Annotated in this window: 11 protein-coding genes and 1 pseudogene; 3 read left to right on the top strand and 9 right to left on the bottom strand. The window is 67.9% G+C overall.

Annotated elements, in window-relative coordinates; genetic code table 11:
• Positions 1-57 precede the first annotated feature (57 nt).
• Positions 58-849 (top strand): ion transporter, encoded by a 792-nt coding sequence (locus tag GVN21_RS16015; RefSeq protein WP_166575741.1) that lies wholly within the window; start codon positions 58-60, stop codon positions 847-849.
• 52 nt (positions 850-901) lie between these two features.
• On the opposite strand, the gene GVN21_RS16020 is transcribed toward GVN21_RS16015, so the two are convergent.
• The 5 genes from GVN21_RS16020 to GVN21_RS16040 all read right to left on the bottom strand — a co-directional run bounded on the left by GVN21_RS16020 (position 902) and on the right by GVN21_RS16040 (position 6450).
• Positions 902-3061, bottom strand: coding sequence for a histidine kinase dimerization/phosphoacceptor domain -containing protein (locus GVN21_RS16020; protein ID WP_166575742.1), 2160 nt, complete (start codon positions 3059-3061; stop codon positions 902-904).
• On the bottom strand, positions 3058-3624 hold the full coding sequence (locus GVN21_RS16025) for a biliverdin-producing heme oxygenase (protein WP_166575743.1): 567 nt from the start codon (positions 3622-3624) through the stop codon (positions 3058-3060). Before GVN21_RS16025 ends, GVN21_RS16020 begins: the two co-directional genes overlap by 4 nt.
• A gap of 205 nt (positions 3625-3829) precedes the next feature.
• On the bottom strand, positions 3830-4645 hold the full coding sequence (locus GVN21_RS16030; protein WP_166575744.1) for a thioesterase family protein: 816 nt from the start codon (positions 4643-4645) through the stop codon (positions 3830-3832).
• A gap of 56 nt (positions 4646-4701) precedes the next feature.
• On the bottom strand, positions 4702-5796 hold the full coding sequence (locus GVN21_RS16035) for an NADH:flavin oxidoreductase (RefSeq protein WP_166575745.1): 1095 nt from the start codon (positions 5794-5796) through the stop codon (positions 4702-4704).
• Between the two features lie 72 nt (positions 5797-5868).
• Entirely contained in the window at positions 5869-6450 is a 582-nt protein-coding gene (locus GVN21_RS16040) for a DUF1003 domain-containing protein (RefSeq protein WP_240902976.1), read from the bottom strand.
• Positions 6451-6535: 85 nt separating this feature from the next.
• Between GVN21_RS16040 and GVN21_RS16045 the strand changes: the two genes are divergently transcribed.
• Both GVN21_RS16045 and GVN21_RS16050 read left to right on the top strand, forming a co-directional pair.
• Complete coding sequence (locus GVN21_RS16045; RefSeq protein WP_166575746.1) at positions 6536-7483, top strand: isopenicillin N synthase family oxygenase; 948 nt, start codon at positions 6536-6538, stop codon at positions 7481-7483.
• A gap of 116 nt (positions 7484-7599) precedes the next feature.
• The gene (locus GVN21_RS16050; protein WP_166575747.1) at positions 7600-9930 is read left to right on the top strand and encodes a PAS domain-containing hybrid sensor histidine kinase/response regulator; all 2331 of its coding nucleotides are present in this window, start codon (positions 7600-7602) and stop codon (positions 9928-9930) included.
• Here GVN21_RS16050 and GVN21_RS16055 read toward each other — a convergent pair.
• From GVN21_RS16055 to GVN21_RS16070, 4 genes and pseudogenes are all read right to left on the bottom strand, one after another.
• Positions 9927-10397: a hypothetical protein gene (locus tag GVN21_RS16055; RefSeq protein WP_166575748.1), complete on the bottom strand. Its 471-nt coding sequence runs from the start codon at positions 10395-10397 to the stop codon at positions 9927-9929. The genes GVN21_RS16050 and GVN21_RS16055 overlap by 4 nt on opposite strands.
• A gap of 48 nt (positions 10398-10445) precedes the next feature.
• On the bottom strand, positions 10446-11990 hold the full coding sequence (locus GVN21_RS16060; RefSeq protein ID WP_166575749.1) for a pilus assembly protein TadG-related protein: 1545 nt from the start codon (positions 11988-11990) through the stop codon (positions 10446-10448).
• A 42-nt stretch (positions 11991-12032) separates the two neighbouring features.
• Positions 12033-13892, bottom strand: coding sequence for a TadE/TadG family type IV pilus assembly protein (locus GVN21_RS16065; protein WP_166575750.1), 1860 nt, complete (start codon positions 13890-13892; stop codon positions 12033-12035).
• A 101-nt stretch (positions 13893-13993) separates the two neighbouring features.
• A pseudogene (locus GVN21_RS16070) lies at positions 13994-14731 on the bottom strand (pilus assembly protein TadG); the annotation flags it as partial.

Consider the following 14731-nt stretch of genomic DNA (forward strand, 5'->3'; position numbering starts at 1 on the left):
CGCCGAATCGGCCACAGGGGCTTAAGCTGGCGCCACCTTCGGGTTGGGAGCCGAGTGATGGCTGAGGCGAAAGCGGAGAGCCTGCGGGCGCGGATCTATCGGGCGCTGGACCCCGAGGCGCGCAAGCGGGGCCTTTCGATCACCAACATCGCCCTGGCCGTGCTGATCGTGGTCGCCTCACTGGTGGCCATCACGGCGACCGAGCCGACGATCTACGCGCCCTATGCCCGTGCCTTCATAACGGCCGAGTGGGTGTTCGGCGGCATCTTCCTGGTGGAATACCTGGCCCGTCTCTGGGTGGCGGCGGAGCGGCCCGGCGCCGGCGGGCCGTGGAAGGCCCGGCTGGGGTTCATGTTCTCGTTCAGCGGCATCGTGGACCTGATCAGCGTGATCGCCACCCTGACCCCGGGGACGCCGGCCGGGCCGCTGCTGCGGGCCTTCCGGCTGATGCGGGTGCTGCGGCTGGCCAAGCTTGGGCGGCTGTCTTCGGCCTGGCGGCATATGGCCGAGGCGGTGTCCTCGCGGCGGTCGGAGCTGATCCTCAGCTTGGGGGTGGGCGTGGGGCTGATGGTGCTTTCGGCGACCCTGCTCTACCTGGTCGAGGGCGACGCGCAGCCTGACAAGTTCGGCTCCATCCCCCGCGCCCTGTGGTGGGCGGTGGCCACCCTGACCACCATCGGCTACGGCGACATCTTCCCGATCACCCCGGTCGGCAAGCTGCTGGCCTCAGTCACCGCGATCACCAGCATCGGCCTGATCGCCCTGCCGACCGGCATCCTGGCGGCGGCCTTCAGCGACGCCATGGCTAGGCATCGGGAGGCGGCCCCCTCGGAGGATGAGAAGGCCTAGAGCTGGTCGCGCGTTTGATCCGATTACAGGTTCCCACTAATCGGAACGCGCTCTAGACCCTCGGCTTCAGCGGGGCGATCAGGATGTTTCGCAGGCCGGGATGATTGTCTGTGTGCTCCAGCTCACCCTGCAGCTGGGCGACCATGGCCGCCATCATCCGTGAGCCGAAGCCCTGGGCCGTCTTGGTCTTTCCCTTGCCCCGGTCGGCGACGATCAGGCGGAAACGATCGCGGTGCTGTTCGAGGGCGATCTCGATGGGCCCGGCCTGGCCGCCGTAGGCATATTTGTTGGCGTTGATCACAAGTTCGGTCAGCACCAGGCCGATGGTTACCGCGCGGTCGGTCGCCACGGTGATCGGGGCCAGGCTGAGCGACAGCTGGCCCTCCCATTCCCCGCCCATGCTGGACTGCATGTCGCCGACCAGTTCCTCCAGATAGCGGGCGAGGTCGACGGTCTCGACCTGGTCGGCGCGGTAGAGGCGGCGGTGGACCAGGGCGACGGCGCTGATCCGGCGCTGGGCCTCCTCCAGGCTGGCCTGAACGTCCTCGTCGCTGCTGGCCCGGCGCTGCAGCCCCAGAAAGCTGGAGACGAGCTGAAGGCTGTTCTGGACCCGGTGGTTGACCTCGCGGATCAGGAAATCCTTCTGGGCCAGCAGGGCCTCGCGGTCGGCCAGAGTTTCGCTCAGGCGGCCGTTGAGATCTCGCAGGCGGCGGTTGTGCCGGATCTCCAGGAGGGCGCCGCGCAGCCGGGCGACCGCATCCACCTCGGCCGGCGTCCAGGGCCGGGCGCGGCCGGCCACGGTCTCGGACCAGGCCTCGAAGCTGGCGCGGGGGGTCAGGGTCCCGACGCCCTCGCCGGAGACGGCCTTGTGGGGGTTGCCGGCCCAGTTCACCACCTGCACCTGCTCGGCGCGGAACCAGAGCAGGACGAACGGCTCATCAGCGGAGACGGTGGCCGCCATCACCCCACTGGATACTGCCTTCCAGGGCAGGACGCGCGGATCCTGTTCGGCCCAGCGGTCGGAGTGGAAGGGTTCGACCACTGCCGAGTCGACCAGCCAGCCGGCCATCTCGCGCACGGCGCTTTCCGGCGGGCATTCGCCCTCGAGAGTCAGTGTCCCGCCGCGATAGATGGCCGCGCCATCGGCGGCCAGCATGCGGCGCAGGTGCGGAACGGCGTCGGCCAGGGCTTCGTCGAGCGGAACGGTGGGCGAGAGGCCGTGAAGCACCTCATCCTCGATACCGCGCAGCCGAATGCGCTCCCGATAACGGTCGGCCTCTTCCTTGCCCTTGATCTGCCTAGCCAGGCCTCCGGCCAGCGCCCGGCTGGCGGCCCGCATGTCGTAAGGGATCTCGCGCGGAATGGGGTGGTGACAGGCGACCAGGCCCCAGAGGACGCCGTCCTTGACGATGGAGATCGAGGCGCTGGCCCCCACCCCCATGTTCTTGAGGTATTGCACATGGATCGGCGAAACGCTGCGCAGGCCGCAGTCGCTCATGTCCAGCGGGTTGGCTTCCGCCCAGGCCGGGCGCAGCGGCGCCGGTGTGTAGCCGACGTCGGGGATCACCCGCACCAGATTGCGGACGTAGAGGGCGCGCGCCTGCTTGGGGATGTCGGTGCTGGGGAAGTGGTGGTTGAGGAAGCCGGCCATGCCCTCGGCGGCATATTCGGCGATCACCATGCCCGCGTCATCGTCCAGGAAGCGGTAGATCATCACCCGGTCGTAGCCGGTGAGCTTTGCGAACTCCTCGGCGGCCCGCTCGCACAGGCCCTTCAGGCTGCTGGTCCTTTCGAAGGCGCGGCCGGCGGATTCCAGGGCCCCCAGCACCGTGGCGGCGGGGGCCGGCGCGTCGGGGGAGGGCTCAAGCTCGACCAGGATGAAGTCGGCGCTGGGATGGGCGCTGACGTCATAGTGGCCGCTGGGCAGCCCGGCCTGGCCGATATAGGCGCCGGTGGCGGTGGAGTCGGCCAGTCGTGCGATGCGGCCGGCCAGGTCATCGCCCAGGAGCGCGCCCAGGCTGGCGCCCTGCCAGTCGGGGGTCAGGCGGGTCTCGATGTCACCGGCCCCATAGACCACCGACAGGCTGTTACGCTCGACCACCAGCAGCAGGCCATGCGGCTGGATCGTGCCGGGAATGTGGATCGGCTCGCGGTCGCAGTCGGTCAGGTCCGGGGCGGAGGGGTCGAAGGTTGGAATGACGGTGTCGGTCATGCGGCGACCGCCACGCAGAGGTGGCGGCGGGCCGCCTCGAAGCCGGCCAGGCCGCCGCGCACGGCGGCCTCGGCCTGGGCAGGGCTCTGGCACTCCCGGTCCAGCACGGTGACGAAGGCCTTCCACCGGGGACCGGTCTCGGCGCCGTAGGGATCGAGGAACGACAGGCCGTCCATCGTGCCGCCCTCTCCGGTCAGTCGCTTTCGGATCACCTGGCCGCCGAGAGTGGAGCCTTCCAGGACGTAGAGCTGGCCGAGCGCCTCGGGCAGGCTGGTCGGGGTCGGGTACGGCGGGGCCGGTTCGGCGGTCTCGCCGAGGGTGGCGAGGTCTGCGTCGAGCAGGCCCCGACGGCGACGCGCCTGGAAGTCGAGATCGGGCACGGGGGACAGCCAGGGATCCAGCGCCGCCTCGGCCCCGCTGTGCAGGCCGTGGAAGCCTCGTACGATCCGTCGCCGGCCCTCCGGCGTCCCGACGGCGTTCAGGATGTCGAGATCGGCTTCCAGCCGCTCATGGGCTGTCGCTGTGGCGGCGCGCAGCCGAACAAGCACGTCAGGAATGGTCAACTACGCGGTTCCGTTCTGCGTCCCGGCGGAAACTCTAAGCTTCACCGTGGCCATATATGGTCGGGTAGACGACTGAAGGTCGCACTTTTTTGGGCACAGAGCGGGGCATCGAGCAGAAGCTCCGCAGAGAAGACCATTCTGGACTGCGGTTTGCACTTCGCTCAACCCGCCGGTCGGGCGCGATGTCCTGGAAGACCTTGGGCGGTCAGCTGAACACCGCGATGTTCTGCCTGCCGATGACCAGCGGCCGGCCCTGTTCGTCCCACAGGGACATGGCCTGGCTGGAATAGCCCTCTCGGGTTACCTCGGCGCTGGACCGCAGCAGGCGCCAGCCACGATCGTCCGGGCTGGGCGGCGGGGGCGGCAGGATGTCGACCATCCAGGTCATGGTGCTGATCGGCGCGGGCGTGGTCATCAGCCGGATGGCGGCCGGCGGCGGGGTGTCGGCCAGGGCGATCAAGGCCGGGGCGCCGATGCCGGCCGCCGCATCGCGATGGCGGGCCCACAGCAGCAGGTCCGGACGCTGGGCCGTCTCGCGGGCCTCGCGGCTGAACACGGCCACGCCGTTGGCCGGGCGGATCTCGAAATTGGCGACGAAGCCCGGGCCCTTGCCGGCCGGATGCAGCGGCGAGCACTGGTCCGGATCGAGGGTGGCCGGGGCGGTCAGGTCGGTATCGTCGATGCTGCTCTGGCGGGCGGCGCCGAAGGTCAGGATGGCGCGGGCGGCCAGGCCCGCCTCACCGTGCAGATCGGCCTGGACGAAGATGGTCGACTTGCCCCGCCGCAGGATCTCGCTGCTGATGCGCAAGGGTCCGGAGGCCGGCCCGATGAAGGCGAACTGGGCCGAGCGCAACGGCGGGGCGCCTTCGCCCAGGGTGCGTTCGGCCGAGGCCACGCAGAGGGCGGCGCTGATGCCGCCGAACAGGGTTCGGCCCTGGCCCCAGTCCTCGGTGACGGTGAGGCTCGAGCCGTCCGGCGCCTCGGCGAGCTGGGCCAGCAGGGTGGTGAAGGGCGTGGTCATGGGATGTGCGTAGTCAATCGCAATGGAGTGGGCAAGAGTGACGGAAGGTGAGGCGCTCAGGCGGCCTCTTCCACGACGAATCCCTTCCAGCCCGCCATGTAGTCCACGAAGGCCGGGCCCAGGCCCTCGGCGGCGAGGTAGGCGCGGGTGACCGGCAGGGAGACGGGCTTGAAGCCGGCCTCGGCCTGCGCGCGGCGCGGCCAGTCGTGATGCAGGATGGCGGCGCGGCCGAGCAGGACGTAGTCGACCCCCTTGGCGAGGATCTCGGCGGCATGGGCCGGGTCCATGATCTTGCCGGCGACGCCCAGGCGGCAGTTTCCGCGCGGCAGGTCGGTGAACCAGTCAAGCAGCGAGCGCTCTTGGAACGCCTCCTCCACCGGCAGCTTGCCGACGTCCCACAGGCTCATGTCGAGGAAGTCGATGTCGTGGTGCAGCATCAGGTCGCCAGCCAGGCGACGGATCTCCGGCAGTTGCAGGTCGAATCGCTCGGGCGACAGCCGCACGCCGATGATGAAGTCGGGGCCACACTGGGCGCGGACGGCGGCGAGAATTTCGGTCAGCAGCCGCGCGCGGTTTTCCAGCGAGCCGCCCCACTGGTCGGTGCGCTGGTTGATGCCCGGCGAGAGGAACTGGCAGATCACATAGCCATGGGCGCCATGCAGCTCGACCCCGTCGAAGCCGGCGGTCTTGGCGCGGACCGCGGCGGTGATGAAGTCGTCGCGCAGCTGTTCGACCTCTTCGGCGGTCAGGGCGCGGGCCCCGAACTCGGCGTTGTCGGACGGACAGACCGGCGCCTCACCGATCAGCTCGCTCGGTGAGCGCATGCCGGCATGATGCAGCTGGACAATGCCGATGCTGTCATTGGCCCTGATGGCGGCGGCCAGGCGGGTCAGCCCCGGCAGGTGGTCGTCGCTCCAGATGCCCATCTGGCCGGGGAAGCCCTGGCCGACCCGCTGCACATGGGCCGCGCAGGTCATGGTCAGGCCGAAACCGCCCTCGGCCCGTTTCACCAGCCAATGGAACTCATCCTCCGACATGGTCCCGTCTGCGTGGCTCTGCAGGTTGGTCAGCGGCGCCAGCATCAGCCGGTTCTTCATCGCCGGACCGTGGGCGAAGCTCATCGGCGCGAACAGGGCGGACAGGTCGGTCATGGATGGCTCCGTTTGGCCGACTGATAGCGAGCCGGGGCGGGGAAGGGGAACTAAGGAATTCTGGGGGCGCGCTCAGCCGGCGCGGCCGCCGCGCATCTGCTCCAGCAGTTCGATCTGCTGCTTCAGCAGCGCGGCCATATCCTGGTGCCGTAGGGCGTCGAGCTTGTCGTGCAGGGCCATGATCTCCAGCTCGGCCTTGAGATTGACCTCATAGTCGTGGCGGGCGGCCTCGCGATCCTTCTCCGCCTGGCGGTTCTGGCTCATCATGATGATCGGCGCCTGGATGGCGGCCAGCATCGACAGCATCAGGTTCAGGAAGATGAAGGGGTAGGGATCGAAGGGCTTCAGCCCCGCGACGCCGAGCGCCCAGGCGTTCAGCCCGACCCAGACGACCAACACCACGCCGAACCCGATGATGAAGCCCCAGGACCCCCCTACCGCCGCCACCCGGTCGGCGAGCCGCTGGCCAAAGCTCTGCTCCCCTTCCTCATCCTCGGACAGGTCGCGGGAAATGGCCCCCCGGCTGACGATCCGCTTGATGACCTCGCGCTCGATTTCGCTGAGTTCGGCGGCTGGGCGGCCGAGCAGCTTCCTGGCGGCTTCATCGGCGGTCAGATGCATGGCGTCCTCCAGTGGCTTTACCAGGATTACCATGACGGCCCTCCGGAACAGCCCGGAGTTTCACCCGCGCCGCCCTCTGGTGTAGAAGCTCTCTCCCAACTCGCCGAGCCTGCCGCCCATGACCGATCTCGCCCCGTCCGCCATCGCCCCCGTCTCCTTCGACCGCTACGACAGCGACTTCGAGGGTTTTTCGAAGGACCTGGGCGACAGCTTCCGGCGCTATGGCTTCGCGGTGGTCAGCGATCACGGCATGGGCCAGGCCAAGATCGAGAGCGCCATCGACAAGGCCAAGCAGTTCTTCGCCCTGCCCGAGGATGTGAAGAAGCGCTATTTCGTCGAGGGCGGCGCGGGCCAGCGCGGCTACACGCCCTTCGGCATCGAGACCGCGAAGGGCGCCCAGCATTTCGATCTGAAGGAATTCTGGCATGTCGGCCGCGAGTTGCCGGCCGGGCACAGGTACGCCGCACAGATGCCGGACAATCTGTGGGTCGGCGAAGTGGACGGGTTCAAGGACGAGCTGCTCTGGCTGTTCAATGCCCTGGATGGCATGGGCGGCAAAATCCTGCAGGCCATCGCCAGCTATCTGAACCTCGACCGGCACACCTTCGACACCCAGGTGAAGGATGGCAACTCCATCCTGCGCCTGCTGCACTATCCGCCGATCTCCAAGGATGCGCCGAACGAGCGGGCGGGGGCGCATGAGGACATCAATGCCATCACCCTGCTGCTGGGGGCCGAGGAGGGCGGGCTGGAGGTGCTGGACCGAGATGGCCGCTGGCTGCCGATCAACCCGCCGCCGGGCTCGCTGGTCATCAACATCGGCGACATGCTGAGCCGGGCGACCAACGACTATCTGCCCTCGACCACCCACCGGGTGGTCAATCCGCCGCCGGAGCGGCGCGGGGTGGCGCGCTATTCGACGCCCTTCTTCCTGCACTATGCCCCGGACCACCTGATCGAGACCCTGCCGGGACGCGCAACGGCTGAAGAGCCCAACCGCTATCCTCAGCCGATCACCGCCGACCAGTTCCTCAAGCAGCGGCTGGCCGAGATCAAGCTCGGCTGACCGTGGCGGCTGGCGACCACGCAATTTTAACGGCGGCGCCCCAAGAATAGCCTTCCACGAGGAAGGGGCAGCCGATGGCGCTTGAGCCGCCGGTAACGACAAATCCTGAGGGATTGATGGCCGTGCGGTCGCCGGACCTGGCGGCCTTGCGACCGCAGATCGAGCGGGTCTGCCGCCTGGCCATGGCCCTGGCGCGGGCGGACCACGCCTATGTGGTGCTCAACGAGGACGGCCGGATCTGGCACTCGGCCTTCGGCGCCCTGCCCGAGCAGCTTCTGGAGGTCGAGAACTCGGTCAGCGCCCGGTCCGACGATGGCATATGGGTCGAGGACGCGAACCTGGCGATGCCGGACCACCCCTGGGTCGCCGGCTGGCCCTTTGCCCGCTTCTACTGCGCCTCGCCGCTTCGACTATCGAGCGGCCTTCGGATCGGGGCCCTATGCGTGGTGGCCGGCGAGGCGCGGCTGCTCGACCCGGTGGCCCAGGCCCAGCTGGCCGACTGCGCCGCGATGCTGAGCGAGGCCATCGAACGCCTGCGGGCCGACCGCCAGACCCGTGCGGCGGTTGCGCTGAAGGAGGTGGTCATGGCCTCCGCGCCCGTCGCCCTGGCCATGGTCGACCGGGATATGCGCTACATCTACGTCAACGATCGCTGGTGCAAGGACACCCGGGTGTCGCGCGAAAGGGCCATCGGGGCGCATGTCGGCGAGCTGTTCCCGGAATCCTACGCCGAGCTGAAGGGCGCCTACGACCGCTGCCTGCAGGGCGAGGTCGCCTGGTCCGACAAGGTGCGGATCCCCCGGCCGGAGGGGCGGGTTCAGTGGCTGCGGGCCGAGGTCGGGCCCTGGCGCGACGCCGACGGACAGATCGGCGGGCTGATCGCCATGAGCCACGACATCACCGACGTCATTACCGCTCTCGACCGGGCCGAGCGCTCCGAAAGCCGGATGAAGCTGGCGCTCGAGATCGCCGATGTGCTGGTCTACGAGGTCGATTACGAGGCCCGCGAGCTGCGGGTCGAGGGGGCGGCGGACACCTTCTTCGGTGGCCAGATCACCTATGACGCGATCAGCCGCGACGCCTGGAGCGTGGTGCATCCGGACGACAAGCCGCTGGCCGCCGCCGCCTGGGACCGTCACCTGGCCGAGGGCGGGCCGTTCCGCACCGAATATCGGATGGTGGCCCCGGACGGCAGCGAGGTCTGGGCCTTCTCCGGCGCCGAGCTGACCCGGCGGGACGACGGGCGGCCCTCGCGCCTCCTGGGGGTGCTGAAGAACATCACCGAACGCAAGCGGGCCGAGGAAGAGCTGGTCCAGGCCCGTGACGTGGCCGAGGCGGCCAGCCGGGCCAAGAGCGAGTTCCTGGCCAATATGAGCCACGAGATCCGCACCCCGCTGAACGGCGTGATGGGCGTCGCGGCGGCCCTGTCGCGGACCGGCCTGACGCCCGCCCAGACGGAGATGGTCCAGTTGATACAGGGGTCCGGCCAGACCCTGGAAGCCATCCTGTCGGACCTGCTGGACCTGGCCCGGATCGAGTCCGGCAAGCTGGACCTGAAGGCCGAACCGTTCGCCCTCGGAGCCAGCCTGCGGGCGGTCGGCGACCTCTTCCGGCCGCTGGCCAGCGAAAAGGGCCTGGACTTCGAGATCGACATCGACCCGGCCGCCGAGGCCTGGGTGGAGGGCGATGCGGTGCGATTGCGCCAGGTGGTCGGCAACCTGCTGTCCAACGCGGTGAAGTTCACCGCCGAGGGCCAGGTCTCGCTGACCGTGCGGGTCGACCAGGGCGTGCTGGCCTTGAGTGTCAGCGACACCGGCATCGGCTTCGACGCCGAGTTCAAGGCCCGGCTTTTCGACCGCTTCGAACAGGCCGACGGCTCGATCACCCGCCGGTTCGGCGGCACCGGCCTGGGCCTGGCCATCTGCAAGCAGCTGGCGACGGCGCTGGGGGGCGAACTGTCGGCGGAGTCGGAGCCCGGCGCCGGCTCGACCTTCCGCCTGATGCTGCCTCTGACGACGGCCAAGGCGCCGACGGTCGCCGCGCCCGTGACCCCAGACCAGCACGAGGCCGGCCGCGCCCCCCGGGTGCTGCTGGCGGAGGATCACGCCGTCAACCGGCGGGTCGTCCAGCTGCTGCTGGAGCCGGCGGGGGTTGAGCTGACCTGTGTCGAGAACGGGGCCGAGGCGGTCGCGGCCGCGGCCGGCGGCTTCGACCTGATCCTGATGGACATGCAGATGCCGGTGATGGACGGTCTGACCGCCATCCGGGCGATCCGCGCCGCCGGCAACCGGGTTCCGATCTGGGCCCTGTCGGCCAACGCCCTGCCTGAACACGTCCGCGCCTCGTCGGAGGCCGGCGCCGACGGCCACCTGACCAAGCCGATCTCGGCCGAAGCCCTCTATGCGGTTTTGGAAGCGGCCTGCGACGCGGAGCGGGCCGCGGCCTAATACAGCGAGATCGGCAGTCCGGCCTTGTTGTAGGTCGTATGGCAGGGTCCGTAGCTGGACTCCTTGGACTGGAAGACCCGGTCGCCGGTGCGAGGGTCGGTCCATTCGCCGTGATACTGGTTGCTCGACTTGCCGTACCGCGCCGTGAACATCTCCATCAGCACCCGGCACTGGGTCTGATCCTTGGGGGTCAGACGCACCAGCGTCAGCTTTCCCGCGTCGGAGAAATAGAACTCCGCCTGATAGGCTTGCCCTTCGAACTGGACGGGCCCGGACAGTCGTCGATTCTGCTTGAGGATACGGTCGCCCATGCCGCCTGGATCGCTTCGCAAGGCGCCCTTTGATGCGGCCATCACCTGCTCGGGGGTCATGTCCCAGCGGGTGAAGGACCAATGGGCGAGTGCCGGCGCGGGCAGGGCGAGGGCGGCGAGGGCGACGAAGGCGATCGCGGCGCGGAGAGTCTTCATGGCTGAATCCTGCGTTCCCACGCCGGGGCCGCTACCCCAAAATGGGGGTCAGCGCGAAATCCGCAGGTTGGAAATCTCGCCGGCGATGGTCTGGAAGACGTTGTTGAGTTCGTCGCTGTCCTGGACGTCGAAATAGCGGTCCGGGCTGGTGGCGCAGTTTCGCAGCAGGGGGCTGGCGCCGGTCTTCACCTCCACACGGACGGTGTAGATGATCACCCCCTTGGCCTTGGCGTTCTGGCAGAGCAGCTCCAGCCGCTTGTCCATCCGGTTTGTCCGGGCGCCCTCGCCGCCGTTGGTGATGCCCAGGCGCCCCTGCCAGATGTAGCCCAGGCTGTTGTAATTGCTCTCGTTGTCGTTGCCCGCCGTGCTCATGACGTTGTCCCCGTCGGTCATGATCAGCATGATCTTGCTGAGCTTGGGCGTGCCGTAGGCCGCGCCGTCGGAGAAGGGTCCGGCCGGCGACAGAAGATTCCAGCCCCAGGCGGCGCCCAGCGGGATGTTGGTGTTGCCGGTCGCCACCATGCCGTCGACCAGGCTTTTCAGCCCCGACCAGTTGTTCGTCAGCCGCATGATCGGCTGCATGTCGCAGCCCCGGTTGGGGCCGCGGCCGGAGCCGGTGGGCGCCTGGTCGTACTTGCCGACGAACCCCTGCGGGATACGCCAGTCGCTGGCGCTGAACTGCTCGTCGGGCAGGTAGTCGTTGGCGAAATTGCCGAAGTCACCATTGGCGTTGCCGGACTTGGAGCGTGAGTCCGGTTCATCCGGGGCGAAATAGGGGGTGTAGAGGGTGGCCGGCGTTCCCGTCGTGGGAGCGGTGTCCTGGACATCGTAGGGCTGAGCCCGGGTCTCGACGCAGCCGCCCCAGGAGACGCCCATCTGGCTGAGCAGGGTGAAGCGGTTGGCGTTGACCGCCGCGCCGGTGGCCCGGTCGAAGAAGATTTCCTTGTTTATCGGGGCCGCGCCCGACTGGTCGATCCAGGACTGGCTGCGGTAGGCCGAACCCACCTTCACCGCCTGCGAAAACGGCACAATGCCGATCTTCACCGGATTGGGCTCCGCCGATCGGGCGGCGCTGGCGGCCAGGGTGTCGATCAGGTTCTTGGCCGCGACCTTGAGGTTGGTGAGCTTGCTGCCGGACATCGATCCGGTGTTGTCGAGCACCAGGGCCAACTCGATCTTGTTCATCGAGCGCAGCACCTCCGACTTGGCGCCGACCAGCATGTCGCGCTGAAGCCAGAGGTTGGCGATGATCGGCTTGACCTCGACCTGGGCGGTCGCCGACACGGCCGCGCCCCCGTTTCCGGTCAGCTTGAAGGTCGAGCCGACCAGCCGGGCGTCCTGAAGGGTTCCCAGCTGGGCCACGAGGGTCCGCTGGCCGATGACCTGGATCTCGGCGTCGGTGGTCGCCTTGGAGCGGGCGGCGTAGATGGCGGCGGCGTCAAGGGCGTCCTGCAGCGACCGCTTCTCGGTGCTGGCCCGGTTGACGTCCAGGAGGCCGAAGACAAGCACGGCCAGCACCAGACCGCCGATCGCCACGGTTATGGCGACGTTGCCGTCCTGACGGCGCAGCAGGGGCTTGAACACGCGGACCATGCAACGATCCTTAGCTCAGCAGGCGTAAAGGAAGCCCTGCCCCTACTTGGAGATTCGCAGCGACTGGATGTCCTGGCCGATCGCCTTGAATGCGTCCTTCAAGGCGGTGCCGCTGTTGGGCATGTAGGCGGAGCCACTGCTGGCGCAGGTGTTGAGCATGTCGGTGACGTCCTCGTCGTCCGAGATGTTGAAGCCCACCGTATAGATGGTGATCTTTTTCAGCTTCATCGCCGCGCACATCGCCTTGGCCTGATCGAAACCGCCGCCATTGGTGGCCGAGCAGTTGATCTTGTGGCCGTCATAGCTGCTGACCCCGACACTGGTATCCTTGGACAGCACGCCGTTGCAGTAGGTCGTGTTGAAGGCGCCGTCAGTCATCAGAATGACCACCTTCTTGGTCTGGGGCGCGGTGTAGGCGGCGGGCGCCGAGGTTCCCGAGAAGATGTTGGTGAAGTTGGGCGAGACCGCGAACCAGCCCCATTCCAGTCCAATGTGGCCGGCGGTCGAGCCCTGGGCGGTATAGCCGTTGATCTTGGACTTCAGCGTCGTCTTGTTGGTCGACAGGCCGGTCATCGTGGCGGTCACGCAGTCGTTGGAGCTGCCGTTGGCCGCGTAGTTCAGCCCGACATAGGCGGTGGCCAGCGAGACGTCGGTCTGCTTGTGGGTCCCGGTCCGCTCGCTGACGCAGGTGCTGATCTCCTGCACATAGGTCGTGCCGTTGTTGCCCGTGTAACGGTAGTACTGGCAGCCAGTGGTCGTGCACCAGCCTGAGCCGTTGGAGCTGAAGGTTCCGTAGCTGGGGCCGACGCTGTCCTCTAGACGGAAGGTGTTGTTGTCCTTGTCGGTGACCTTCCAGGCCTTGTTGTTGAGCTGGGTCATGCCGCCGACGCCGGTGATGTAGACCCAGTCGTTGTTGGCGAAGCCGTGGGCGTTGGAGGTGATCACCACCTCGCAGCCGGCCACCTGACACTCGGTGGCCCGCGGCGTGCCGCCGCTGGAGAAATTGCTCCAGCTGCTCGAATTGGTGCCTTGCAGCTGGAAGGTGTTGTTCTGCTTGTTGGCGACCGTATAAGCCTTGCCGTTGACCTGGGTCATGCCGTTGACGCCGCTGATCCAGACGATGTCGCCGTTGGCGAAGCCATGGCCGTTGGAGGTCACCACCGCCGGGTTTGCCCGGGTGATGCCGGTGATGGTCTTGGCCGTGCCGACGGACCAGCTGGCCCCGGTGATCGACTTGGCGGCGGGGATCGAACCCCGCGCCGTGGCCGCCTGGGTATCGAGGTTGACGCCCATCGAATAGGGCACCAGCGCCATCTTGGTGTAGTAGGGGGTCTGGGTGTCCTTGACGACCAGATCGACCAGCTGGACGGCGGCCGCCTTCAGGTCGCTAAGCGGGGTGCCGACCATCGAGTAGGTGATGTCGAGCACCAGGGCGACCTCGAGGTTGACCGCCGATCGGACCACTTCGGAGTGGGCGCCGATGCTCATGTTGCCCTGCAGCCAGAGATTGGCCACCACCGGGGTGACCGACATGGTCGCGTCGGCGATGACCGTGTTGCCGCCGGTCCCGCCCAGGGTGAAGGTGGCCGAACCGAGCGTGCCGTTGTTGGCGTTGATCGCGCTCAGCTGGGCGGCCAGGGCCTTGTCGCCGAGCGTGTCGGCCTCGGCGTTGGTGTCGGCGTCCGACTTGGCGACCACCAGGGCGGCGGCGTCCAGGGCGTCCTGCAGGGTGCGCTTGGACATGCTGGCGCGGTTGACGTCGATCAGCCCCAGCGACAGCACCGCCAGGGGCAGGGCGATAAGGGCGAAGTTCAGGGCGATGCCGCCGTGGCGCGCGCGGACGAACCGGCGCAGGAAGCCCTTCAGGCCCCGCAGGTCACGCGCACGATCGGGTTTGGTCATCGTCGAGTCCATTCTGAGGTCCCAGCGTACGCCCCGTTGGTAAAGGAACCGACCAAGGAACAAGGTGAACGACCGGTAACCGCTCGCCCCGTTCGACCGCCCTACTTGAGAATTCGCAGGTTCTCGATCGAGCCGGCGATGGCGTCGAACACGGCGTTAAGTTGGCTGGCGTCCTGGACGTCGTAGAACTTCTCGGTCGAGGACGCGCAGTTACGCAGGAGGCTGGAGTCGCCGCTCGCGACCTCGACCCGCACCGTGTAGATGACGATGCCCTGGGCCTTCATGTTGTTGCACAGGGTCGACAGCCGCCCGTCCATGGCGCTCTTGCGCTGGCTGGTGTTGCCCGAGGTGATGCCCAGCCGCCCCTGCCAGATGTAGCCGAGCGAGTTGTACAGCGACGCGTTGTTGTTGCCCGTCGAGCCCATGGTGTTGTCGCCATCTGTCATCAGGATGACGATCTTCTGAGACTTCGGCGTGCCGTAGGCGCGGCCGTCTGCGAACGGGGCGTTGGGCGAGAGCAGGTGCCAGCCCCACATCAGGCCCAGCGGGATGTTGGTGTCCCCGACCGCCACCATGGCGTCGATGTTGCTCTTCAGGCTCGCCCAGTCGCTGGACAGGCGGGTGATCGGCGACAGCTGGCAGCCGGAGTTGGGGCCGTAGATGTAGCCGGTGTCGGAGTTCGTGCCGGTCTTGGTCGGGGCCTGGTTGTACTTGGGCACGTAACCCTGGCGGGTCTTCCAGTTGGAGCTGGTCGTCACGTCCGGCAGGTAGCTGTTGTAGAAGCCGCTGGTGCTCGGCTCGTCCGGGGCGAAGAAGGGGGTGAACAGGGTGGCGGGGGT

This window comes from Caulobacter sp. SLTY, from assembly GCF_009905535.1.
GTDB lineage: Bacteria > Pseudomonadota > Alphaproteobacteria > Caulobacterales > Caulobacteraceae > Caulobacter.

Excerpts from the sequence above, each read along its gene's own strand:
- GVN21_RS16055 (WP_166575748.1), bottom strand. The coding sequence starts at position 10,397 with ATGAAGACTCTCCGCGCCGCGATCGCCTTCGTCGCCCTCGCCGCCCTC.
- GVN21_RS16040 (WP_240902976.1), bottom strand. The coding sequence starts at position 6,450 with ATGGTAATCCTGGTAAAGCCACTGGAGGACGCCATGCATCTGACCGCC.
- GVN21_RS16035 (WP_166575745.1), bottom strand. The coding sequence starts at position 5,796 with ATGACCGACCTGTCCGCCCTGTTCGCGCCGATGAGCTTCGCCCACGGT.
- GVN21_RS16050 (WP_166575747.1), top strand. The coding sequence starts at position 7,600 with ATGGCCGTGCGGTCGCCGGACCTGGCGGCCTTGCGACCGCAGATCGAG.
- GVN21_RS16030 (WP_166575744.1), bottom strand. The coding sequence starts at position 4,645 with ATGACCACGCCCTTCACCACCCTGCTGGCCCAGCTCGCCGAGGCGCCG.
- GVN21_RS16020 (WP_166575742.1), bottom strand. The coding sequence starts at position 3,061 with ATGACCGACACCGTCATTCCAACCTTCGACCCCTCCGCCCCGGACCTG.
- GVN21_RS16015 (WP_166575741.1), top strand. The coding sequence starts at position 58 with ATGGCTGAGGCGAAAGCGGAGAGCCTGCGGGCGCGGATCTATCGGGCG.
- GVN21_RS16065 (WP_166575750.1), bottom strand. The coding sequence starts at position 13,892 with ATGACCAAACCCGATCGTGCGCGTGACCTGCGGGGCCTGAAGGGCTTC.
- GVN21_RS16045 (WP_166575746.1), top strand. The coding sequence starts at position 6,536 with ATGACCGATCTCGCCCCGTCCGCCATCGCCCCCGTCTCCTTCGACCGC.
- GVN21_RS16060 (WP_166575749.1), bottom strand. The coding sequence starts at position 11,990 with ATGGTCCGCGTGTTCAAGCCCCTGCTGCGCCGTCAGGACGGCAACGTC.